16 protein-coding genes are annotated in these 23,868 nt (G+C 26.4%); all 16 read left to right on the top strand.

Going from position 1 to position 23,868, the window contains the following annotated elements; all coding sequences use genetic code 11:
• Positions 1 to 28: 28 nt before the first annotated feature.
• The 16 genes from MarbSA_RS01245 to MarbSA_RS01170 all read left to right on the top strand — a co-directional run bounded on the left by MarbSA_RS01245 (position 29) and on the right by MarbSA_RS01170 (position 23,791).
• Positions 29 to 628, top strand: a complete 600-nt coding sequence (locus MarbSA_RS01245) for a hypothetical protein (RefSeq protein WP_221061684.1) — start codon at positions 29 to 31, stop codon at positions 626 to 628.
• Positions 629 to 965: 337 nt separating this feature from the next.
• Positions 966 to 6,962 carry a right-handed parallel beta-helix repeat-containing protein gene (locus MarbSA_RS01240; protein ID WP_221061683.1) on the top strand — a complete coding sequence of 1,999 codons (5,997 nt, stop codon included), beginning with the start codon at positions 966 to 968 and terminating at the stop codon, positions 6,960 to 6,962.
• A gap of 444 nt (positions 6,963 to 7,406) precedes the next feature.
• Positions 7,407 to 8,153 carry a phosphoglycerol geranylgeranyltransferase gene (locus tag MarbSA_RS01235; RefSeq protein ID WP_221061682.1) on the top strand — a complete coding sequence of 249 codons (747 nt, stop codon included), beginning with the start codon at positions 7,407 to 7,409 and terminating at the stop codon, positions 8,151 to 8,153.
• 64 nt (positions 8,154 to 8,217) lie between these two features.
• Positions 8,218 to 9,507 carry a DNA double-strand break repair nuclease NurA gene (locus MarbSA_RS01230; protein ID WP_221061681.1) on the top strand — a complete coding sequence of 430 codons (1,290 nt, stop codon included), beginning with the start codon at positions 8,218 to 8,220 and terminating at the stop codon, positions 9,505 to 9,507.
• 60 nt (positions 9,508 to 9,567) lie between these two features.
• A complete protein-coding gene (locus MarbSA_RS01225) occupies positions 9,568 to 10,128 on the top strand; it encodes a GNAT family N-acetyltransferase (protein ID WP_054835262.1) in 561 nt (186 codons plus the stop codon).
• A gap of 202 nt (positions 10,129 to 10,330) precedes the next feature.
• Positions 10,331 to 11,869, top strand: coding sequence for a helicase HerA-like domain-containing protein (locus tag MarbSA_RS01220; RefSeq protein WP_221061680.1), 1,539 nt, complete (start codon positions 10,331 to 10,333; stop codon positions 11,867 to 11,869).
• Between the two features lie 184 nt (positions 11,870 to 12,053).
• Positions 12,054 to 12,686 (top strand): 2TM domain-containing protein, encoded by a 633-nt coding sequence (locus MarbSA_RS01215; protein ID WP_221061679.1) that lies wholly within the window; start codon positions 12,054 to 12,056, stop codon positions 12,684 to 12,686.
• A gap of 206 nt (positions 12,687 to 12,892) precedes the next feature.
• Positions 12,893 to 14,251: a DNA repair exonuclease gene (locus MarbSA_RS01210; RefSeq protein ID WP_221061678.1), complete on the top strand. Its 1,359-nt coding sequence runs from the start codon at positions 12,893 to 12,895 to the stop codon at positions 14,249 to 14,251.
• A gap of 25 nt (positions 14,252 to 14,276) precedes the next feature.
• The gene (locus MarbSA_RS01205) at positions 14,277 to 17,111 is read left to right on the top strand and encodes an AAA family ATPase (RefSeq protein WP_221061677.1); all 2,835 of its coding nucleotides are present in this window, start codon (positions 14,277 to 14,279) and stop codon (positions 17,109 to 17,111) included.
• A 138-nt stretch (positions 17,112 to 17,249) separates the two neighbouring features.
• Complete coding sequence (locus tag MarbSA_RS01200) at positions 17,250 to 18,173, top strand: cation diffusion facilitator family transporter (protein WP_054834937.1); 924 nt, start codon at positions 17,250 to 17,252, stop codon at positions 18,171 to 18,173.
• 201 nt (positions 18,174 to 18,374) lie between these two features.
• Positions 18,375 to 19,688, top strand: coding sequence for a U32 family peptidase (locus MarbSA_RS01195; RefSeq protein ID WP_221061676.1), 1,314 nt, complete (start codon positions 18,375 to 18,377; stop codon positions 19,686 to 19,688).
• Between the two features lie 218 nt (positions 19,689 to 19,906).
• Positions 19,907 to 20,086: a hypothetical protein gene (locus tag MarbSA_RS01190; RefSeq protein WP_054834936.1), complete on the top strand. Its 180-nt coding sequence runs from the start codon at positions 19,907 to 19,909 to the stop codon at positions 20,084 to 20,086.
• A complete protein-coding gene (locus tag MarbSA_RS01185) occupies positions 20,083 to 20,508 on the top strand; it encodes an HVO_A0114 family putative DNA-binding protein (RefSeq protein WP_042703967.1) in 426 nt (141 codons plus the stop codon). The genes MarbSA_RS01190 and MarbSA_RS01185 overlap by 4 nt, the downstream gene beginning before the upstream one ends.
• A 249-nt stretch (positions 20,509 to 20,757) precedes the next feature.
• Complete coding sequence (locus MarbSA_RS01180) at positions 20,758 to 21,435, top strand: TetR/AcrR family transcriptional regulator (protein ID WP_221061675.1); 678 nt, start codon at positions 20,758 to 20,760, stop codon at positions 21,433 to 21,435.
• A gap of 3 nt (positions 21,436 to 21,438) precedes the next feature.
• Positions 21,439 to 23,109, top strand: coding sequence for a DUF116 domain-containing protein (locus MarbSA_RS01175; RefSeq protein WP_221061674.1), 1,671 nt, complete (start codon positions 21,439 to 21,441; stop codon positions 23,107 to 23,109).
• Between the two features lie 202 nt (positions 23,110 to 23,311).
• Positions 23,312 to 23,791 carry a CBS domain-containing protein gene (locus MarbSA_RS01170; RefSeq protein WP_221061673.1) on the top strand — a complete coding sequence of 160 codons (480 nt, stop codon included), beginning with the start codon at positions 23,312 to 23,314 and terminating at the stop codon, positions 23,789 to 23,791.
• Positions 23,792 to 23,868 lie beyond the last annotated feature (77 nt).

Below are 23,868 nucleotides of genomic sequence, written 5' to 3'. Positions count from 1 at the left end.
AAGAAATTAATTATTTAGGAGTTATTCATTGAATTATATTGTATTAGCTATCTTATATTCTGTTTCAGGATTTTTAATGAAGTTGTCTGATGATGAGTATGATGAAAAATCAAATAAATTGATCGCTGTTATCATTGGTATTGTTTGTGGTATAACCATTGCTTTTTTAGCTAGTAATAATATAGATGCTTCTTATATTTTCATTGGAATACTAATTGGAACTGCTTTATCTTTTAAAATTGACGGTATTCATCATATTGCAACTCTTCTAGTATTCTTATTATTGTATCTTATTTGGGGTATTTTCAATACTAATGGTAGTATTTTAGCTGATTTAAGTTTGATCACACTCTTAATTTGTATTATTTCAGCATTTATTGATGAAATTGGTAATGATAATAAATGGATTTATAGTAAAAGTAAATTTTTAAAGTTTTTCTTTGATTATAGGTTTACAATGAAATTAGCTATATTATTTTTAGCTATTTTAGGTTATTATCAAACTATAACTGGATTTTCATTACCATTTATTGATTTTTTAAGTTTTTCAACTTTTATATTCTTCATACTCTTTGAATTGTCTTATGAATTAGCTAATATAGTTTTTAATAAGTATTTTATTGATTGATATATTTTAAATTCATTTTTATCTATTAATTTTTTATGTTTTTACTTTGCTATAGCTTACTTTTTTCTATATATTTTTCTTGTTTTATACTTCTTTGACTTTTTTATCTTTTAATTTTTTTTAATTTTTATATTTATTCTTTTATTTTTTTAATACTATTAATCATTCTTTTATTTTTAATTTAGAGGCGGGGTAGCTATTGTTTTTTGTTTTTTGGTAGTTATATTTATATAGGAGTAATTTTATATTATTATAATAAACATAGGGAGCATTCACTTATTGTGTTTTTTATAATTGATATTATTATTTAATTAAAAAGTATTGAGGTAAAATGATTATGTTTAAGAATAAATTTTTTGTTTCGTTTGTGTTGGTACTAGTTTTTTTATTCTTGTTTAGTTTATCTAGTGTTAGTGCAGCTAGTTATGATTTTAATAATGGTAATACTACTGAACAGTTTCAAAATGTTATTAGTACTGATACTGATGATTTGGTGATTAGTTTTGATGATGGTGATTATACTGGTTGGAGTCAGCTTAATATTAGTCGTAATGCTACTATAGTTGGTAAAAACCGTGGTGGTGCTAAATTCACAACATCTAGTGGTGGTAATTTGTTTAATGTTACTGCTATTAATGTAACGATTGTTAATTTAACTATTAGTGGTTATGCTACAGCTATTATGTCTAATTGTAGTGATTTGACTATTAGTAATAATAATATTAATACTTCTGGTGTTAGTATTAATTTAAGTAGTAGTGGTAGTGCTAATCCTATAACTGGTGTTGTTATTAAGGATAATATTATTAAATCCAGTCTATCTACTAATTATGGTGCTGTTTCTTTATTCGGTAAATCTGCTGATAAGAATATTTTTGATGTTTTATTTAGTGATAATAATATAACTGGTAGTTATTATGGTGTATACTTAGATGGTAGTTCTAGTAATGGTGTTGTTTCGTCTGCTAATTTGGTTTTTGAAAACAACAACATCACAGGAACACCCTATGGTGTTCATCTGTATGCATCCAGCAGCAACAACACCAATATAACCTGCACTGGCAACAACATCACAGGAACATCACGAGGTGTTTCTCTGTATGCATCCAGCAACAATTCACAATTTACCTTCACTGACAACAACGTCACAGGAACATCAGGCTTTGGTGTTTATCTGTCTGCATCTAGCAGTAACAATTCATATTTTACCTTCACTGGTAACAACATCACAGGAACATCTGGTGTTTCTCTGCCTGTATCCAGCAGTAACAATTCATATTTTACTTTCACTGGTAACAACATCATCGCACTAACAGCAATCTTTGGTGTTACTTTGACTGCATCTAGCAGTAACAATTCATATTTTACCTTCACTGGTAACAACATCACAGGAACATTAAATTATAGTGTTTCTCTGAATGTAGACAGTAGCAACAATATTAATATAACTTTCGACCACAACAACATCACAGGAGGGACCCATGGTGTTTCTCTGTCTTATCTGTTTGCATCCACCAGCAACAACACCAATATAACTTTCGACCACAACAATATCACAGGAGGAACCTATGGTGTTCATATGGAGGCATACAACAGCAAAAACTCACAATTTATCTTCGACCACAACAACATCACAGGAACATCAGGCGATGGTGTTTATATGCGTGCATCCAGCAACAACACCAATATAACTTTCGACCACAACAATATCACAGGAGGGACCCGTGGTGTTTATCTGGAGGCATCTAGCAGCAACAATAATATTATAACTTTCGACCACAACAATATCACAGGAGTAAACTATGGTGTTCGTCTGGAGGCAGATAGCAGTAACAATTCATATTTTACCTTCACTGACAACAACGTCACAGGAACATCAAGCGGTGGTGTTTATCTGCGTAGCCCCAGCAACAATAATATTATAACTTTCGACCACAACAACATCACATCAACATCCTTTTATGGTGTTCATCTGGGTGTATCTAGCAGCAACAACATATCCTTCACTGACAACAACATCAAAGGAGGGTCACGAAGTGTTCATCTGGATGTATCTAGCAGCAACAACATATCCTTCACTGACAACAACATTATTCGTGGTGGTGATCATGGTGTTCGTGTGGATGCATCTAGCAACAACAACAGCATATCCTTAACTGGCAATAATATCGCAGTAGAATCAAGCAGTGCTGTTTATCTGAATGCAAAAAACAATACTAATATAACTTTTGACCACAACAACATCACAGGAAAAACTGGTGTTTCTCTGAGTGTATCTAGCATCAACAATACTAATATAATTTTTGACCACAACAACATCACAGGAACATTATACACTGCTTTTACTATGAATGGATTCACCAGCAACAACATTAATATAACCTTCAATGACAACAACATGACTAGTGTTACTTATGGGTGTTATCTGGCTGTATACAGTAGCAACAACACACAATTTACCTTCACTGACAACAACGTCACAGGAACATCAAACGTTGGTGTTTATCTGAATGCATACGGCAGCAACAGCTCACAATTTACCTTAGACCACAACAACATCACATCAACATCAAACAATGGTGTTTATCTGTCTACATTCATATACAGCAGCAACAACTCACAATTTACCTTCACTGACAACAACATTACTGGTGTTAGTTATGGTGTGAATGTTTATTCTAATAATGGTAATATTAGTAGTGTTATGTTTTTGAATAATACTATAAATGCTACTAATGGTAGTGGTTTTTATTTTAATAATAGTGGTGCTAATGCTATTAATGTGACTGATTTTGTTATTCGTGGTAATAATATTTTTGCTAGTGTTGTTGGTTTGAATTTCAGTGGTCTTAAGACTGGTTCTCTTGTTAATGTTACTGTTGAGTATAATAGGATTATTGCTCCTGTTGGAGTGAATCTCAATGGTTATGATAATGGTAGTAGTTTTGATTATAATTGGTGGGGTGTTAATGATATAACTGGTAAAACTTTAAGTATTGATACGGTTAATCATTTTATTTTGAGAATTACTAATCTTACTAGTTTGGATAATCTTCAATCAGGTGATAATGTTTCATTCGCATTTTTAGTGCTTAATACTACTTTAACAAATGAAGGTGTTGAGAATTTACCTTATTTTGCTTTGAATGGTACTTTTAATGGTAATAGTTATGATACTAGTCGTGATGATTCATTTGAAGATAATTTTACTGTGTCTTCTGGTACTCAAGTAGTTGCTGCAACTTTAGATAATCAATATGCAATTCTAGCATTTAATACAAATTCTAGTGTCATTGTTTCTGATGTTAGTATTGGTGATACAGCTGTTATTAGTGGTCAATTAAGTAATTATACTGGTGATGGTTATGATTTGTTGAATGTTACTGTTGATGGAAACATTCAATCAGTTACTATTAATAGTACTGGTGGTTGGAGTCTTAATTACACTACTAACAAGACAGGAAACATTACTGTAACTGTTAATTATACTGAGTCTGATACTGGTAATTACACAAGTTTTACTAACACTACAATCTTTGAAGTGTTTAAAAACAGTACTAACAGTACTATCAATGTAGGTAATGTTCAAATTGGAACTAATGCTACTATTACTGGTCAACTTGAGGGTTATACTGGTGATGGTTCTGATTTGTTGAATGTTACTGTGGATGGAAACACTCAATCAGTTACTATTAATAGTACTGGTGGTTGGAGTCTTAATTACACTACTAACAAGACAGGAAACATTACTGTAACTGTTAATTATACTGAGTCTGATACTGGTAATTACACAAGTTTTACTAACACTACAATCTTTGAAGTGTTTAAAAACAGTATTAACAGTACTATCAATGTAGGTAATGTTCAAATTGGTACTAATGCTACTATTACTGGTCAGTTAGATAATTTCACTGGTATTGATCTTGTTAATGTTACTGTTGATGGAAACACTCAAAGTATCACTGTTAATGTTACTGGTGGTTGGAGTATTACTTATGTGGCTAATCGTACAGGAAACATCACTGTAACTGTTAATTTTAATGGTAATGAGAATTATACTGGTTTTAGTAATAGTACAAGTTTTGAAGTGTTTAAAAATAGTACTAACTCTACTATTATTGTTTCTGATGTTCAAGTTGGTAATACTGCTGTTATTACTGGTCAACTAGCTAACTTTACTGGTATTGGTTTTGTTAATGTTACTGTTGATGGTAGATTGTATAATGTTGTTGTGGATTCTATTGGTGGTAATTGGACTGTGAGTCATGTTACTAATCATACTGGAACTCATAATGTGACAGTTTCTTATACTGAATTGGATGGGGGTAATTATACAAGTTTCACTAATACTAGTAGCTTTGCTGTGTTGAAAAATAGTACTAATAGCACTATTCTTGTGGGTAATGTTCAGGTTGGTACTGATGTTAGTATTACTGGTCAGCTTGTGGGGTATGTTGGTGATGGTTCTGATTTGTTGAATGTTACTGTGGATGGTAATTTTTATAGTGATGTTAATATTAATAGTAATGGTGCATGGAATTTAACTTATTTGACTAATCGTACAGGAAACATTACTGTGACTGTTAATTATTCTGGTAATGATAATTACACAAGTTTTAATAATAGTACAACCTTTGAAGTGTTTAAAAACAGTACTAATAGTACTATTATTGTGGGTAATGTTCAGGTTGGTTCTGATGCTTTTATTAGTGGTCAACTTGTGGGTTATGTTGGTGATGGTTCTGATTCTTTAACTGTTACTGTTGATGGAAACATTTATAGTTATGTTACTATTAATAGTACAGGTGGTTGGAATTTAACCTATTTAACTAATCGTACCGGAAACATCACAGTATCTGTTAGTTATATTGGTAATGATAATTACACAGGTTTTACTAATACTAATAGTTTCAATGTTAATAAATTAGCTACTAATTCTACTATTAATATTCCTGGAACTGTTAAATTTAATCAAGCAGTTTCAATTTCTGGTGTTTTAACTGATCAGAATGATAATCCTATAGCTGATGCTGATTTGGAACTCATTATTGGTGGTGAGTCTTTTAATGTGGCTACTGATTCTAGTGGTGTTTGGAGTCTTAATTACACTACTAACAAGACAGGAAACATTACTGTGACTGTTAATTATTCTGGTAATGATAATTACACAAGTTTTAATAATAGTACAACCTTTGAAGTGTTTAAAAACAGTACTAATAGTACTATTATTGTGGGTAATGTTCAGGTTGGTTCTGATGCTTTTATTAGTGGTCAACTTGTGGGTTATGTTGGTGATGGTTCTGATTCTTTAACTGTTACTGTTGATGGAAACATTTATAGTTATGTTACTATTAATAGTACAGGTGGTTGGAATTTAACCTATTTAACTAATCGTACCGGAAACATCACAGTATCTGTTAGTTATATTGGTAATGATAATTACACAGGTTTTACTAATACTAATAGTTTCAATGTTAATAAATTAGCTACTAATTCTACTATTAATATTCCTGGAACTGTTAAATTTAATCAAGCAGTTTCAATTTCTGGTGTTTTAACTGATCAGAATGATAATCCTATAGCTGATGCTGATTTGGAACTCATTATTGGTGGTGAGTCTTTTAATGTGGCTACTGATTCTAGTGGTGTTTGGAGTTTAAATTACACTCCAAAACGTGCTGGAGTTTTTGATTTATCTCTTGTTTATTTGGGTGATGATCTTTATGAAGGATTTGTTGAAAATAAGATTTTTAATGTTAGTAAGTTAGCTACTAATTCCTCTATTAATATTCCAAATAATGTTAAAGTAGGAAAAGCAATTACTGTTTCTGGTGTTTTAACTAGTGGTGGTAAACCATTGGCTAATGCTAATGTTCTTGTTACTATTGCTGGTAAAACTTATAAGGTTACTACTAATAGTGATGGTGTTTGGAAACTGTCTTACACTCCTAAAAGTTGGAAATTCACCATGAAGGTTTCCTTTGCTGGTGATAATGATTATCTTGGTTTTAATATTAGTAAATCTTTTAAAGTAGTTGGGAAAGCTAAGGTAAAGATTGTTAAGATTTCTAAGCTTGTTAAAGTAGGTAAGTATAGAGTTTTTAATCTTTATAGTAAAATTTACACCATTAAAAACTTGGGATCTGCTTTAGGTTCTAAGGATTATGTTAAGTACTTTAAAAATTGGTATTTGGAGAAATTGTCTAAAACTAGTAAAGCCATTAAATATCAGTTTAAAACTAAGTCTAGGGTTTTAAAGGTTCAAATTAAGAATTTGGGTGTTGGAAAACAAGTTAAATTTAAAATAATAGTAACACACAGAAAAAGATTATAAAAAATTGTAATTCTTTTTTTCTCCCTTTTTTTTAATGGTTTAAATCAGTATATATTTTAGAAAATGAGGATATTATTCTTATTTTTATAAAAACATTAAAATATAATCATTTTCAAATATTTTAATATAATATTTGATATTTAATAATGTATCTGCTTATTTTTATTAACTATAACTTTATTAAGGATATAAAGTATACTTTTATTAATAATATTATATAATTTAAGGATATTAAGTATAATTTTATTAAGTATTAATCATTAATATAATAATATTTAATATAACTAATTATTTTCATTTAATAATAATTTTCAATTAATTATCATTATTATTTTGAATTAATGATTATATTTATTAATAAAAATCTTAGATTAATAAATATTTTCATTTAATAAAAATCTTGATTAATAAGAGCTTTGATTAATAAAATTTACAGGGTTAAATATGATAGTAGAGAATCAGATTAAAGATATATTAAAAAGTCGTAAAGTTCATTTAACTTTAATAGATCCTGATGAACAAACTCCTGAAGGGGCTGTTGAGATAGCTAAAGCAGCTATACGTGGTGGAACTGATGGTATTATGCTTGGGGGTTCTACTGTGGATGGTGTTGATGTAGATAATACTGCAAAAGCTTTATCAGAAAATATTGATCTTCCAATTATTATTTTTCCAGGAAATACAAGTAATGTAAGTAAATATGCTGATGCAATCTTTTTTATGAGTTTTTTAAACTCTAATAATCCCTACTGGATTATTGAAGCTCAAGCTCTTGGAGCACCACAGGTAAAAAAATCTGGAATTGAAGCTATACCTATGGGATATATGGTTATATCTCCAGGAGGTACTGTTGGTTGGATTGGTGATGCAAAACTTGTACCTCGAAATAAACCAAAGATTCCTGCTGCTTATGCTATGGCAGCTGAAGCACTTGGAATGAGATTTTTTTACCTTGAAGCAGGTTCTGGTGCAGAAGAATACGTAAGTCCTGAAATGGTTGCATATAGTAAGAAAGCTACTGATGATATGGTGATAATTGTTGGTGGAGGAATCCGTGATGGGGAGTCTGCTTATATTGTAGCTAAAGCTGGTGCTGATATTGTTGTTACTGGAACAATCGTTGAAGAAACATTAGATGTTGAAGCTAAAATTAATGAAATCGTATCTGGGATTAGAAAAGCTGATGAATAAATTAGTGGATAAATCTAATGAATAATTTATTTATTCTTTTTGATTAAAGTGTTAGAAGATTAAAATGTTAGAATCATTATATACTGAAGCTATAAAGAAAAAAGGAACTATTCATGATAAGATTAAAGAATATGACAATCCCAATTTTAAAGTTTCAGATTTTTGGAATGATGAAAAAATCCCTTTATGTGATGATGATTTGGTTATAGCTGCTGGAGACGGTAGTAAGAATGAAAAAAAACTTTTAAGTTTTTATTTTTACGCTATTTCTGCTGAATCTTTGATTTATAATAAAAAACTATCTAAAATAGAAAGTTCTGATATAAATACAATGTCTCATGGTAAATTTGCAAAAGATAGGATTAGAAATTATATGGGTCTTTTTGAAGTTAAAAATGCTTTAAAAACTATTAAAACTTTTGATGTAGATTATTATCTCTATGATGGTTCACTTTTAGGTGATTTAATACGACCCTCTCCTATTGAAAATGAGATTCCTCAAAGTATTCGATATGATATACTGGATTTAGCTGAAGATAAATTAAATAAAGAGATCAAAAGTATTGAAAATCATGATGTTAAAATCTATTCTAATGAATTGGTTCATGATTTAAAAGATGATTTTAAATCTATTCAAAAAAATAATATAAATAAAAATAATATTACTAAAAACAATATTAAAAATACTATTAAAAATAATATTAATATTAATAAAAAGAATGATATCAAAATGAATAGTATTAATCAAAATAATAGTATTGCTAATAATATTAGTGTTAATAATAATAGTATCACTGAAAAGGATAGTATTAATAATAAAGATACTATTGATGAAAGTTTTACCCTTGAAAATGTGGAAAATTATTTAGAAAATATAGAGAAACTTTTAGCATTAGCTAATTTGTTAAAATACAAGGATAAAGTTATAGCTATTTCTAAAACATCTATAGCTAATGATTATTTTAAATCGAATATTCCCGATATGGCTATTTTTGATAAATATATTGATAATCAAGTTACTGGCTATTCATATCCTCCAAAATATTCTCCTGATAAGGATAATCAATTAAAAAGGGAATTTCCTGTTGAAAATGAGTTTTTTAAAAGCTTAATTTTTACAATATTTTATGTAAGATTGGAAAAAAATAAAAATATTTTAAAAATTGAGTTACCTTATAAAGCCAATGAAGAAAGGATTAAAGAGATTATTGGAATTATTTCTAAGGATTGTACTGATGGTTATCCTTATCTTCTTAAAAAAGCTCATCATGATGTTGTTATTAAAAAAAATGATATTGAACAGCTATCTAAGATTATTGGTATTTATGAAAAGTCAGGTAGGGAAATGCTTTAAACATGGTTAAATATTTTAGAAATTAAAATATTTTAGGAATACTTTTGAGGAGTATTTTATTTGAAAAATATTTTAGGAATACTTTTGAGGAGTATTTTATTTGAAAAATATTTTATTGAAGAGTCTTGTGATGTGGTTTTGATGATTATTGAAAAAGCTAATTCAAATGATTTAGATGAAATTTTAGATTTGCAGAAGTTATCTTATATTACTGAGGCAGAGCTTTATAATGATAATTCAATAGAACCTTTAAATCAGACGATTGATGAAATTATAGAAGAATTTCAAAAAGGAGTTATTTTAAAAGCTTTTGATTATGAATATGGAATTATAGGTTCTATAAGAGCTGTTAAATCTAATAATAATATATTAATTAGAAAACTTATTGTTCATCCTGATTTTCAAAATATGGGTATTGGAAAAAAACTACTGAGTGCTATTGAGAATTATTATATAAGTTTATATTCGAATATTGAATTTTATCTATTTACAGGTTATAAAAGTTCTAAAAATTTATATCTATATAGAAAGTGTGGATATAAAGAATTTAAAACTGAAAAAATATCAGAAACTTTTGGATTTGTTCACTTTAAGAAGAAAAGTAACGATATTTATATTTAATTTTAGATGTTTAATAGTATATTGGTATTAATAATTAGGACTTAATATGATATGCTTTAATTATAATTTGAACTTGATATAATTTGGTTAATTATAATTTGGAATTAGTATAGATGTATATGATTTTGTTTATTATAATTTGAAATTAGTATACATGATTTAGTTAATTATAATTTGGATTTAACATGATTTAGGTGTTAATATGATAATTGGACGATGTGTTGGTGAAAATTCTCTTATTGATGTTAATTTTATTTCTAAAGAGATGCCTAAAGTAGGGGAATATGTATCTTTAAAATATGATGGAAAAATCATTTTAGGCATGATTGAATCTCTTATTAGAGGTAGTGTTTCTCTCAATGGTGATATCTATGATCCAAATACTATTGAAAAGATAAGGGAAATCGAAGGTAAAGATTATTATATAAAAGGTAATATTCGAATTCTTGGGGATGTTAATGATAATCTTAGAATTCCAAGAACACCTGCACCTCCAGGAACTGAAATACAAGTTGCTAATGAAGAAATTTTAAGAAAGATCTTTAAGCTTGATAATGGATTGAAAATTGGAAATCTCATTAGTCAGGAAGATGTTGGAGTAAAGCTCAATATAAATAATATGGTTTCAAGACATTTAGCTATACTTGCAATGACTGGAGCTGGAAAATCTAACACAGTTTCTGTTCTTATTGATGGTTTACTTGAGTATAATGGTTGTATTCTTATATTTGATATGCATGGGGAATATATTGATGCTGAATTTAAAAATGGTACTGTTAATCCAATTGACCCAATTATAAATCCTGTATATATGTCTTTTAGTGAGATAAAAGGTTTAGCTAACATTCCAAGTTCTGCTTATATCCAAGAAAGATACTTTAGAGAAGCTTATAAAGAAGCAAATGCAGTTGTTAGATCGGGTGAATCTGATACTAGAGATTTTCTTGAGATTATGAGACGAGTTCTTGAAAAATGGTATAATACAGAAATTTTCCGTGGAAAAGAAATAAATTCATCTGAAAAATCAAAGATTATGGATGTAATAAATAAGATGGATGATTTAAAGACAAAATATGATAATCTATTAAATATTAATGGATCTAACATTTTATCAGAGTTAAAATTAGGTGTAGCTAATGTGATTGATTTAGGACAAACTGATGAATCTGCAGCTGAGGTTATTGTTAGTCATATATTGCGAAATGCTTTAAAGAGTAGAAAAGCAGCTATACATAAAAAGGAAGAAAATTTCTATGAAAAACATCTTAATTTTCCAGTTTTTTTCATCATGGAAGAAGCACATATTCTAGCTCCTAAAAACCGCAATCCTTCATCTAAATATTGGATAAGTAGAGTTGCAAGAGAAGGAAGAAAGTTTGGTCTTGGTTTGTGTCTTGTTAGTCAAAGTCCAAAGTCTATTGATCCTGATGCTCTTTCTCAAGCTAACAATATGATAATTCTCAGACTTGTTGAACCTCAAGATCAAAGACATGTTCAGTCAGCTAGTGAAAGCCTAAGTGAAGATCTTGTAAAACAATTGCCTTCTCTAAATGTAGGTGAAGCTATTGTTTTAGGTTTGATGGTAAAAGTTCCAACTCTTGTTAAAATCGATGAATTTAAAGGTAGAACTGTTGGTGATGATATTAATATTATCGATCAATGGCAATCAATTAAAGATAAGGAATTAAATGATATAAAAGATCAAAAAGATGAATTTAAACAATTAGGTGGAAATTATTAAAGTTTAATATATTAATATATTTAAGATTTATATTGTTTAATATATTAAGATTAATATATCTTTTAATATATTGATTAATATATCAGTTTATATTAAGATTAAGATATTAATATATAAAATTTTAATTTATTAGGTTAATTTACTAAGTTTAATTTATATTAACTTTTAATAATTAAGGTAAATCATGTCTACTAACACTAAATATCAAAAAGCTAAAATTATTGTCGAGGAAACTAGAAGACTTTATCTGCAGATTATTCTACTTGTTGGAATATTTTTGTTCATTATAGTGAGAACAATTATAAGTAGAAATTTTCTATTGATGCCATCATTTACATTTGTAGGTGAAAATGTTTCTTATTCTCCTGAGTTATCAATTATACAATCTCCCTTTTTTATTTTCGCTTATGTTGCTGTTATCTTTTCAATATTTATAGTTTTTAGATATATTAAACTATATAATCTTAAGAGAAAATTTAGAAGTGGTGAAAAGGGGATTAAAAAGCTTAAAAAGTATATGAAAACTGATAAAATTCCCAATAAAGAAGAAGTTGACAATAAGTTCGATGAAGATAAAAATAAAGCAAAGAGAAAGTTTTATATTTTAGTTATTAGAGTTGCTGTGTTGAATTTTGTGTTATATTATGTTTTCACTAATTATATTTCTAACTCATTTTTATTCTTTAATATAATTTTACCATTTTCTATATTAACTTTAATATATCGATATTTATTATTGTTTCATGCTGATAAAAAATTTTTAGGTGAAAAGTGGGAAAATGAAAAAATAGAATATTATATTTCAGAATTTAATTAAAAATAGTAAAATTTTTAACTTTATTTAATATTAAAAATAGCTATCCTTGGATATTTTACACTAAATTATATAAATTTTAAACTGTATATTATTAAATAACTCTATATTTAACAATTATATTTAATAATTATATTTAATATTTATATTAACTTAATCATGTTATATTAATAAATAACTGTTCAAATTAATAACCCAAAGGTAAAAATATGAAATTTGCTCATTTATCTGATACTCATTTAGGATATCGCCAATATGGATTAATTGAAAGAGAAGATGATTTCTATAATGTATTTAATGAAATTGTTGATAAAATAATTGATGAGAGAGTTGACTTTGTAATCCATAGTGGTGATCTCTTTGAAATAGCAAAACCATCTCCAAACGCACTTCTTATTTTTCAAGAAGGTTTGATGAAAATTAAAGAGTCAGGAATTCCATTTTTTGCTATTGCTGGGAATCATGACACTATATTACGTCAAAATGCTCTTCCACCACAAATCCTTTTTAAAAAGCTTGGCCTTACTCTTATTAGTCCAAATAATCCTATTATTAATAGTTCTTTTTTAAGGGAAAATGATATTTTTATTGGAGGTACTCACTATATTTCAAAATCTCAAACACCTCTTTTAAAATCTCTGCTCAGTGATTTATCTAAAAAAAGTGAAGGATTTTCAAAAAGAATATTAGTTGCTCATCAAGGAATTGATAAATATATTCCTTTTGATTATGAGCTTGAAATTTCAGATATTCCTACTTCTTTCAATTATTATGCTATGGGTCATGTTCATAATAGGATTATTGATGATTTTGGTCAAGGAAGATTAGTTTATCCAGGTTCAACAGAAATTTGGAGGTCTAATGAAGTTACTGATTATAAAAAAAATGGAAAAGGTTTTTATATAGTTGATACTAGTGAAAATGGTGCTGAAAATAGATTCGATGTTGATCCAATTAATATTGAACTTCCAAGAGAGTTTATATCTAAAAATATTGAATATGGAAAGTTAAATTCAGAACTTAATTCTTTAGAAAGCTATATTTCTTCTTTAAACAATAAACCTATTTTAAATATTACTATAGAAAAGGGTAATTTTAATACATCTGATGTTTATAAAAAATTAAATAATATTCTATCAAAGATTACTTTAATGTTTAGGCCTACTTTTAGGAATGAAGAACTAATAATAGAAGAGAGATATATTAAGGATAATACTTCTCTTGAACCAAAAGATTTATTGGTTGAATCTCTTAAATCTTTTGATAATGAAGACATTTCTAATTTAGCTGTTGATCTTTTAGATTCACTGTCTAAAGACAAGTTTGAAGATTCTCAAAAAATTGCTGATTTGTTTTATGAAGAGTATTTTGGTCAATATGAAACTGAATTTAAAAAAATAATGAAACAAGAGTCTAAAAATAAGAAAGATAATAAAAGTAGATTAAATAGTAAAACTAAATCCAATAAAAATAATTCTAATCATGAAAATATTAGTAATAATAATAGTAATAAAAATATAAAAGATTCTGATGAGAAATTTAAACAGACAACTATTGATTTCAACTAATTTTAGATATTAATAAAGTGATATAATGATTTTTACAAAATTAACTCTTAAAAACTTTAAATCTCATAAAGATTCTGTCATTGATTTTAAACCAGGTATTAGTATTATAGTTGGAGAAAATGGAGCTGGTAAGTCAAGTATTCTTGATGGTATAAGTTTTGCACTCTTTAAACAATTCAATGGTAAAATTAATGATTTAGTTAGGATTACTAAGAATAAAAATTCTCATGAATTAATGTCAGTAAGTTTAGAATTTATCTCCAATGGAAAGGAGTATATTGTAAATAGAACTCGTGGAAGTACTTCAAAGGCAGAACTTATAGTTAAGGATTCTGATGGAGGTAGCACTAGAATTTCTTCTGGGGATTCTTCAGTTAATAATGAAATTCAGACAATTCTAGAAATGGATGGTGAATTATTTTTAAATGCAATATATATCCAACAAGGAGAGATAGCTAACTTAATAAGTAAAACTCCATCTGAAAAAAAGAAATTGATTGGAAGACTTCTTGGTGTTGAAAGTCTTGAAAAAGCTTGGAAAAATAGCCTACCTTTAATTAATATTTATGAAAACCAAAAGTCAGAATTGGATGGTCGTACTGCATCTTCATTAGACTTAAACAATGATTTAAAAAACAAAAAAATAATTTTAGAAGAAATTAAAATTAAAGGTAATAGTATTGAAAAGGAAATTAAAGAATTAGAACAATTAAAATCTTTAAAGGCAAACGAAAAATTAGAAATGGAAAAATCTAAATCTACTTTTGATAAATTAAACACTCAACTCATTAATGAAAATGAAAATACAAGAAGAGTAATTGATGAGAGGAAAAAGCTACAGGAACAGCTTGAAAATCTTAAAAATAAGGAAAAAGAAATGCTAAGTTTGGAGAAATTTTCAAATAAACTTCCTATCTATCTTGAATTTCTAGAGTCTGTTAATAATCTTGAGCATCTTACAAAAGATCGGAATAATTATGAAGAAAAGTTAGCTAATATAAGAAAACAAAAAGATATTATTAAAAATGAAGAAGAAGGTTATAACCATTATTTACAAGTTCAAAAGAAGTTAAAAGTTTATAATGATAGAAAATCAAAACTTGAAAGTGAGTTAGGAATAATTAAAGAACTTGAAAAAAATAGATCTGATATTAAAAAGGAATTCTATGAGAATATTGCCTTAATCGAAGATTTTTTCAATGAGACTACTAAATCATTAAATATTGATTTTTCTACCTTTGAAAATTCGAAGATTGATTTTTCTGATTATGATAAAGAAGAAATTGATTTTTCTAATCAGAAGAATTTCAACGAAATTTCTAATAATTTTAAAGATCTTAAAAGAATAATCATTGATTTTAAAATTGGAGCTGAAAGTAAAATTAAAGAAATTGATAGTAAATCTAATAATATTTCAAATAAGGTTTCTGGATTAGAAGAAGGTATTAATTCTGCTAAAGAGCCACTTTCAGAGATTAAAAAAGTTGATAATCAGTGTCCTATCTGTAAATCTGATATTACTGAAGAAAAGAAAAATGATTTGATAGATTCTTATAATAATAAAATTAAATTTAATCAAGAATCTATCAATAAGTTTAATAATGAATTAAAGAAGATTTCTAATGAAAAATCTATTTTTAAAACTAAACTTGATGAAATAAACTCTGTTGAAAAAGATATTCAAATAAAGTACAAATATTATGAAATAGCTAAAAAAGAGCTTGAAAAAATAAGTGATATTGATATTAAATTAAAAACTTATGAAGATACAAGGGATAAGTTAGATAATGTATTATTATCAATTAAAGACCAAAATAAATTACAAGAAATGTCAAAAGAAAGCTATGATAAGTATGTTCATGCTTCAGGATCTCTTGATGTATTAGGTAAAGAATATGATACAAAAGACAAGTTAAGAGAGCTAGAAAGAAATATTGATATTGAAGTTGAAAAATTAAAAGTAGCTATGAGTAAAGATTCTTATTTATCTCCAGATATTAGAAAGGAAGATCTGAAAAATCGGATTGATGATTTAAGAGATAAAGATAAGGTTTATAATCAACTAAAAGGAGAAATTGTTCAATTACCAATTTTAGAATCTCAAATAAAAAATAAAAGTGATGAATTCGATACAATTCGTTCTAAAGTTGATAATATTGAAAATAATATTAAGGCTTGTAACTATAGTAAAAATAAATATGAAAATGTTGTTTTTACTTATGAAAGATCTGAAGAAAAGTTAAAAATGTTGAATAAAGAAATAAATGAGATTAAAGGTAAAGCTACTCAGATTATTTCTGATATTGAAAATTTAACTGTAAAATTGACTCAAAATGATATTCTTAAAGAAAAGTTAGAAAATGTTACTGATTATCTTAAACTTTTAAAAGATATAAGGGAACTTTTCAGTAAAGATGGGATTCAAAAAGATTTAAGGAATCGTTCAAAGCCGCTTATTCAAAAAAATACTAAAGAATTCTTTGAACAATTTAATTTTAATTATTCTGATTTAAAAATTGATGAAGATTATAATATTTCAGTATTTGGTCCAGAAGGAGAGAGTAAATTAGACATGGTTAGTGGTGGAGAAAAAATTGCTATTGCTCTTGCACTTAGGCTAGGTATTACAAAAGCTATGTCTAAAGGTAACATTGAAACAATACTTCTTGATGAACCAACGATTCATTTAGATAGTTTTAGAAGGCATGAGTTAATTTATCTTTTAAGACAGATGTCTTCTCTTCCTCAAATGATTATTGTAACTCATGATAGTGAGCTTGAAAATGCAGCAGATAATATTATAAAAGTTGAAAAAAATGATGGAATATCTGAAATCAATGAAATATCTAATGTTATTTAGAATAATTATTATATAATTAAATAAGATATTATAAAAGATAGGATATTAAGCAGCATATTATAAAAAATAGGATATTATGGAAGATAGATATTAAATAGTATATTATAAAAAATAGGATATTATGAAAGGGGAGGTATTATGAAAGAAGATAAAAACGATAATTTTAAGTTATCTGATGAAAAAGAAGTCTTAAAATTAGATGATAGTCATATTCATGATTTTGAGTATCATAAAGCAGCTAAGAATATTTCATTTGCATTTTTCTTAAACATTGTATTCATGTTTGTAGTTGCTGTTGGAGCTATTTATACAAATAGTATGGCTATATTAGCTGATCTTCTACATGGTTTAAGTGATACTATTGCTCTTGGTTTTTCTTGGATTTTTCAAAGATTCTCTGAAAAAGAAGAGGATGAAAAATTTACTTATGGTTATAGGCGTTTTTCTCTTCTTGGAGCTATTATTACCTCTTCTATCGTTATCATTGGTTCTGTTTTAATTCTTCTTGAATCATTTTCGAGGATTTTTGCTCCTGTTGAGCCTCATGCTTCTGGAATGGTCCTTGTAGCTATTTTTGCAATATTTTTAAAAGCATTGAGTGTTTGGAAGCTAAGAGATTCTAGAACTTTAAATGAAAGGGCTGTTTCAATTCATCTTATTGGAGATTTAATGGGTTGGATCGCTCTTTTAGGTGTTGGTGTAATTTTAATATTCTTTAATATTCCTATATTAGATGTTTTATTATCTATAGCTATTACTATATGGATGATTTATAATTTAGCTAAAACACTATTTTATAGTTTTAAAATACTTCTTTTAGAAGCTCCAGGAAATGTTAATCAAGATATTTTAAAGAGAGATATTTTATCTATTGAAGGTATTGATGATATTGTTAAGTTTTATCTATGGAGTTTGGATAATCAAAAGAACGTTTTAACTGTTAAAATAAATCTTAAGGATGATTTGAAAGTTTCTGATACTGAAAAGATTAAGAAGTCTTTGAATAACTTGTGTTCATTACATGGAATTGAGGATATTAATATAGAATTTATTAAGAAGTAATTATCAGGACTTATTAATATTTATTTATCAGAGTTTATTAACAAGTATTTATTAGAACTTATTAAGAATTAATTATCATAGTTTATTAAATTAGAGATTATTAAGAATTAATTATCATAATTTATTGAAAAATAATTATCTAAATGTTATTTATTCAATTGATCTGATTGTATTTGGTTAAGGGTATTATTTGGTGGTTTTATGGTAGAATTATTATCTCCTGCAGGTAGTTTCATATCTTTAAGAGCAGCTCTTGAAAATGGAGCTGATTCGGTTTATATTGGATTAGCTGATAATAATATGAGAGCTAATGTTTCTAATTTTTCTCTTAAAAATGTTGAAGAAGCTATGGATATGGTTAAAGAATATTCTTCAAAATTATACCTTTGTACAAATACTATAATGAAAGATGAGGATATTAAAAAACTTGAATTTGATTTAGAGTTAATTAAAGAATATGAAGTTGATGCTTTAATTGTTTCTGATATTGGACTTGCTCAATTAGCTCATGATGTTGGTATTGATCCTCATATGAGTGTTCAGGAGAATGTTTCTAATACTTATGCTCTTAAAACCTTGAAAAAGTTAGGTGTTACTCGTGCTATTCTTTCTCGTGAGTTAAATATTTGGGAAATTCAAGATATAGCTAAAAACTCTCCTATTGAAACAGAGATTTTTATTCATGGAGCTATGTGTATGGCTGTTTCTGGAAGATGTTTTTTAAGTTATGGTTTGTATGGTAAAAGTGCAAACTGTGGGGAATGTTTACAGCCTTGTAGAAAGGATTGGAAATTATCTATTGCTCAAGATGAGGATTCTGATTTTTTCTATGAGGATGATGAAGATTCTTCTTTTATTTTAAAAACTTCTAAAAGTAATCCTTTAGATTATCCTTTGGATAATGGTAATGATATTTACAATAAAAATACTATTTCTTCTATTAATTCTATTACTCCTAAAACTAGCTTTATTTCACCTAATGATATGGCTATGATAGACTATATTCCTCAATTAATAGCTACGGGTGTAGATGCTTTTAAGATTGAAGGAAGAGCTCGTGGTCCTGATTATGTAGCTACAACTACAAGAGTTTATAGAGAGGCTATTGACTCTATTGAAAATGGAAGTTTTATTTTTAAGGATAGTTGGATGGAAGATTTAAAAAAAGTTTTTAATCGTGGTTTTGACACTGGTTTTTATTTTGATATTCCTTATGAGATAAGTACTCAAAACAAATCAGAATATACTAAAAAGGATATAGCTAAGGTTGTAAATTATTATTCTAAAATTGGTGTGGCTGAACTTCAATTATGGGATGATTTAGCTATCGGTGATGAGATTCTAATTCAAGGTAAAACTACTGGTTCTATAACTCAGAAGATTGAATCTATGGAAATTAATGGAAAATTTGTTGAATATTGTAAAAAAGGTAATAATGTGGCTGTAGCTATTGATGAGAAGGTTAGGCCAAATGATTTTGTTTATAAACTCATTAAAAGAGATTTTACGGAGTAATAATATTTATTTTACAAATTATATGCTTTATTTCTTTTTTTTTAAATTATTATTCCATATTGATTCTAATAAGAAGGTTTTGCATTTTTCACAAAACCTTTTTATATTAAAAAATATATACTATTAATACAATGAAACATACAACACGAAAACAATTCCAAAAGCATGGAAAAGACATTTATTATCACGAATCACAAAGAGGGTGGGCAATAGTCATAATGCCTGATAAAATAAGAGTAGATACATATGATAAAGAACCACATCTCCATTTTGGATTGAAAGGAATACATATCCCTATAAAATTTAACGAACTAGAAATTGTTGGATTAATAATAATACTTCATCTCAATAAATATGGCAAAATAAACAAAAAAAGATTAAAGGAGATATTAATATGATTAAAATAAAATTAATAAGAGAAATAAAGGGAAAACAGTTAATAAAAGAATATGAGGAACTATATGATACACCAGAAAACCTTAAAAAAATAGTTGAAGAAACTGAGGATATGAAACTAGATTTAGATTATGACGAATGGATATACTTTAAAGACCATCCAGAAGAAATACTAAAAGAAACACATATTCTCTATGATTACAAAGGTTTAAGTACAATAGACTTAGAATTACTCGATACTATTAAAAATGATAAACCAAAATCATTAACAGAGATAGCTAAATTAATGAATAAAGACATTAGCACTGTACAAAGAAATGTTAATAAATTAAATGAAAATGGGCTAATAGAACTCAAAGAAGGAAATATAAACAATGCAAAAATACCTGTATTTAACTATGATAAAATAGAAATAGCTATTTAATAATATTTTGTTTGATTTTATTTAATTTAAAAGTTTTTCATTTTCTTTATTATTCTTTTAATTTTATTTTATAAAATAATTTTATTTTATATTTAAATTATTATTTTTATTCTTTCATTTTTATTATTTAGCTTCGTATTATTTTTTGATTATTTTTGTATATATTTACAAATTTTTACCTATCAACTGTTAGGTTTATATAATAGTAAACTCATATTATATCTATCAAGTGTTAGATAGGTAAAAAATATGGAAAAAATTACAACCAAAGAAAAAATATTTAATGTAGCTATAGACTTATTTTCTAAAAAAGGTTACAATCAAGTATCTATGAGGGAAATAGCTACTGAAGTTGGAATAAAGGAAGCTTCTATTTATTATCATTACTCAAAAAAAGAAGATATTTTAGATTCAATTTTTAAATACTTCATTAATAGAATGAGTGTAACTGAATCATCAGAAGAACAGATGGATCAATTATTAAATATTAGTCCAAATAAATTATATCATTTTGGCTCTGAATCTGTTAAAAATCAATTCAGTTCTTTAAAAATGATAAAAATTTTAAGATTAATATTTATTGAAGTATATCATAATGATAAGATTAGAAAATTCTTTATTGATGAGCTTTTAAATGATCCTATTGAATTTTGGACTTTACTTTTTAAAAATTTTATGGATAAAAAAATTATAAAGCAGAGTAATCCTAAAGAATTAGCTGAAAATTATTATACTTTTGGAATGTTTAAAATGTTTGAAGCAGTTGTATTAAATTTTCCAGATGATAGTAAAAAAATTGATTTAGACCCAATTTTTGATAAGATTGAGGATCATTTTAATTTTATTATGAATTCTGTTATTATAGAAAATAATAATATTATAAATGATGATGAAAGTTATTATGAAAATTCTAACAGAGGAGGTTAGTCAATGTTTAGTATATTTAATGATAAAAATTTTTCTAAATTAGAATTAGCTAAATTTGATGATAACTATTCTGGTGATAAATGTTTTGATGATAGTTATTCTAATGATAAATACTTTTATGATAGTTATTCTAATGATAAATGTTTTGATGATAGCTCTTCTGATGATAACCGTTTTAATAATAGCTATTTCTCTAATAATTTGGATTATAATTTAGATTATAATTTAAATAACATAACCTATAATCTCAATGTAGAAAATCATTTAGATTATTATCAAAAAATTGAAGAATTCACAGAGATTGTATTATCCAAATCAAGAATGTTTATTGAAGATATTATTTTAGATTATAAAGAATTTTTAACTAAAAATCCAGTTGAAAATGTTTATATTGACTCTTTTTTTGAAGAATATATATTAGAATTATTGTATTTTGGTGTTCTATGGAAGTTATATATTAAAAATGCTTTAAATTTAGATCCATTTTATCAAAAAATTTTAGCTAAATTGTCTAATTTGAGAAATAAAAAAGAGCTAATTGGTTCTTCATATAAAATTCAAATTGATGAGATAAGAGGGATTTTAGCTACTAAATTTTTATTTAATAATAATGATAATGGCAATAAGAATAATAAGAATCATAATAAGAATAATGATAAGCACAATAATATGAATAATAGTAATTATAAAGATAATAATACAAATATTACTGATAACAATAAAGATGATAATACGAATAATAATACAAATATTACTGATAATAAATATAATAATACGAATAATAATGGTAACAATAATGATATTAATGAAGTTGATATCTCAAAATCAATTGAAAATAATGAAATTAATCTAATTAACTTAAAAATAGATCTATTATTGAAGTATTTAGAAGCTACAGGAGATTATAAAGAATCTTTGAAACATCTTAATATTTGGAAAGAATTTTTCTTAAATAAGGATGAAAATACTTTAAAGTCTTATTTTAAATCCATTATGTCTTTTGTTTCTTTCTTTGAAGATTATGCAAAAAAAGAATTACATATCTATACAAGTAATGTTGAAACTTTTAAAGAGTCTTACCTTGAATATCATTTAAATAATGAAGATATTATTTTTTGTGGAAGATCTGAGCTTGAATATCACATTAATCTTTTTGGAGCAGAGGTTATGAATAAAATCTTTCAAAAAAGCTTTAAAGCTAGAAAAAAGAGAGTTTTACTTCTTCCAACTTGTATGAGGATTCCAAAAACTCATAAGTGTAATGCTGTAAAGGATAAATTAGGTTTAAGATGTACTTCTTGTAATAATAATTGTAACATCGGTGAAATTACTAAAAATTTAAATGGTAATTATAATTATAAAGATAATAATCATGAAGATAATAATTATGAAGATTATAATCATGAAGATAATGATTGTAATGATGAAATTCCTGTTTATATTGTTTCTCATTCTTCATCTATATTATCAAATCTTACTAATGATGATAAAACCAATGTTTCTATTATTGGTGTAGCTTGTATTAATAATCTGATTGAAGGTGGGTGGAAAATTTCTTCTCATGGTATTCCCCCTCAGTGTGTAATTTTGGATTATGTAGGTTGTAAAAAACATTGGACACCAAAAAATATTCAAACAACTATTAATTTTAATAAATTACAGAATACCGTTTAATTTTAAAAATTATAATTTTCAATATAAATCTTTTCAATATAACTAATAAATAATTATAATTAATAAATATAAACATTAAATAAAAACAATCCCTAAATTTAAATAAAACAATAAATTTAAATATTAATAAAACCATATTAATTATGAATAAACCTGTTAATATTAGAAATATTTCACTGTTAAATTTTTATAGGTGTTTATTATGATTAAAATTGAAGAAGCTATGGAACCTAATGTATTGGTCTTAAATAAAGGAGATACAATTGTAGATGCAGCTAAATTTTTCGCTAAAAATGAAATTAGTGGAGCTCCAGTCATGGATGGGGATGAAATTGTAGGAATTCTTAGTGAAGGAGATATTATGAAACTTCTGGATGTACATAGTCCTAATTTAAACTTGGTTCTTCCTTCACCTCTTGATGTAATTGAAATGCCTATTAGAATGAAGCATGAGTATGATGAAACTACTAAAGGTATTAAAAGAGCTTCTTTAACTCTTGTTGAAGAAATAATGATTTCTCCAGTAGTGAAAATTGGTCCTAATGATAATATTTCTGATGCAGCTATTCTAATGGATAAAGAAGATATTAAAAGAATTCCTGTTGTTGATGATGAAGATAATCTTATAGGGATTGTAACAAGAGGAGACATTGTTAAAGCTTTAGTTAATTATAAGGGATGAATTAATATAATTGATAAAATTTAAAGCTATATAGCTATTATTTTTATAAATTTCATATTTTTATTAAAATTCTTATT

This window comes from Methanobrevibacter arboriphilus (assembly GCF_019669925.1).
In the GTDB taxonomy this organism is placed as follows: Archaea; Methanobacteriota; Methanobacteria; order Methanobacteriales; family Methanobacteriaceae; genus Methanobinarius; species Methanobinarius arboriphilus_A.
The sequence above is the reverse complement of the archived record's forward strand: the minus strand, read 5'-3'. Positions and strand labels throughout refer to the sequence as shown.

What these genes read in the sequence shown, in the direction of transcription:
- MarbSA_RS01205 (WP_221061677.1), top strand. Translation starts at nt 14,277, where the DNA reads ATGATTTTTACAAAATTAACTCTTAAAAACTTTAAATCTCATAAAGAT.
- MarbSA_RS01195 (WP_221061676.1), top strand. Translation starts at nt 18,375, where the DNA reads ATGGTAGAATTATTATCTCCTGCAGGTAGTTTCATATCTTTAAGAGCA.
- MarbSA_RS01175 (WP_221061674.1), top strand. Translation starts at nt 21,439, where the DNA reads ATGTTTAGTATATTTAATGATAAAAATTTTTCTAAATTAGAATTAGCT.
- MarbSA_RS01215 (WP_221061679.1), top strand. Translation starts at nt 12,054, where the DNA reads ATGTCTACTAACACTAAATATCAAAAAGCTAAAATTATTGTCGAGGAA.
- MarbSA_RS01220 (WP_221061680.1), top strand. Translation starts at nt 10,331, where the DNA reads ATGATAATTGGACGATGTGTTGGTGAAAATTCTCTTATTGATGTTAAT.
- MarbSA_RS01230 (WP_221061681.1), top strand. Translation starts at nt 8,218, where the DNA reads ATGTTAGAATCATTATATACTGAAGCTATAAAGAAAAAAGGAACTATT.
- MarbSA_RS01180 (WP_221061675.1), top strand. Translation starts at nt 20,758, where the DNA reads ATGGAAAAAATTACAACCAAAGAAAAAATATTTAATGTAGCTATAGAC.
- MarbSA_RS01200 (WP_054834937.1), top strand. Translation starts at nt 17,250, where the DNA reads ATGAAAGAAGATAAAAACGATAATTTTAAGTTATCTGATGAAAAAGAA.
- MarbSA_RS01210 (WP_221061678.1), top strand. Translation starts at nt 12,893, where the DNA reads ATGAAATTTGCTCATTTATCTGATACTCATTTAGGATATCGCCAATAT.
- MarbSA_RS01190 (WP_054834936.1), top strand. Translation starts at nt 19,907, where the DNA reads ATGCCTGATAAAATAAGAGTAGATACATATGATAAAGAACCACATCTC.
- MarbSA_RS01185 (WP_042703967.1), top strand. Translation starts at nt 20,083, where the DNA reads ATGATTAAAATAAAATTAATAAGAGAAATAAAGGGAAAACAGTTAATA.
- MarbSA_RS01170 (WP_221061673.1), top strand. Translation starts at nt 23,312, where the DNA reads ATGATTAAAATTGAAGAAGCTATGGAACCTAATGTATTGGTCTTAAAT.
- MarbSA_RS01235 (WP_221061682.1), top strand. Translation starts at nt 7,407, where the DNA reads ATGATAGTAGAGAATCAGATTAAAGATATATTAAAAAGTCGTAAAGTT.
- MarbSA_RS01240 (WP_221061683.1), top strand. Translation starts at nt 966, where the DNA reads ATGTTTAAGAATAAATTTTTTGTTTCGTTTGTGTTGGTACTAGTTTTT.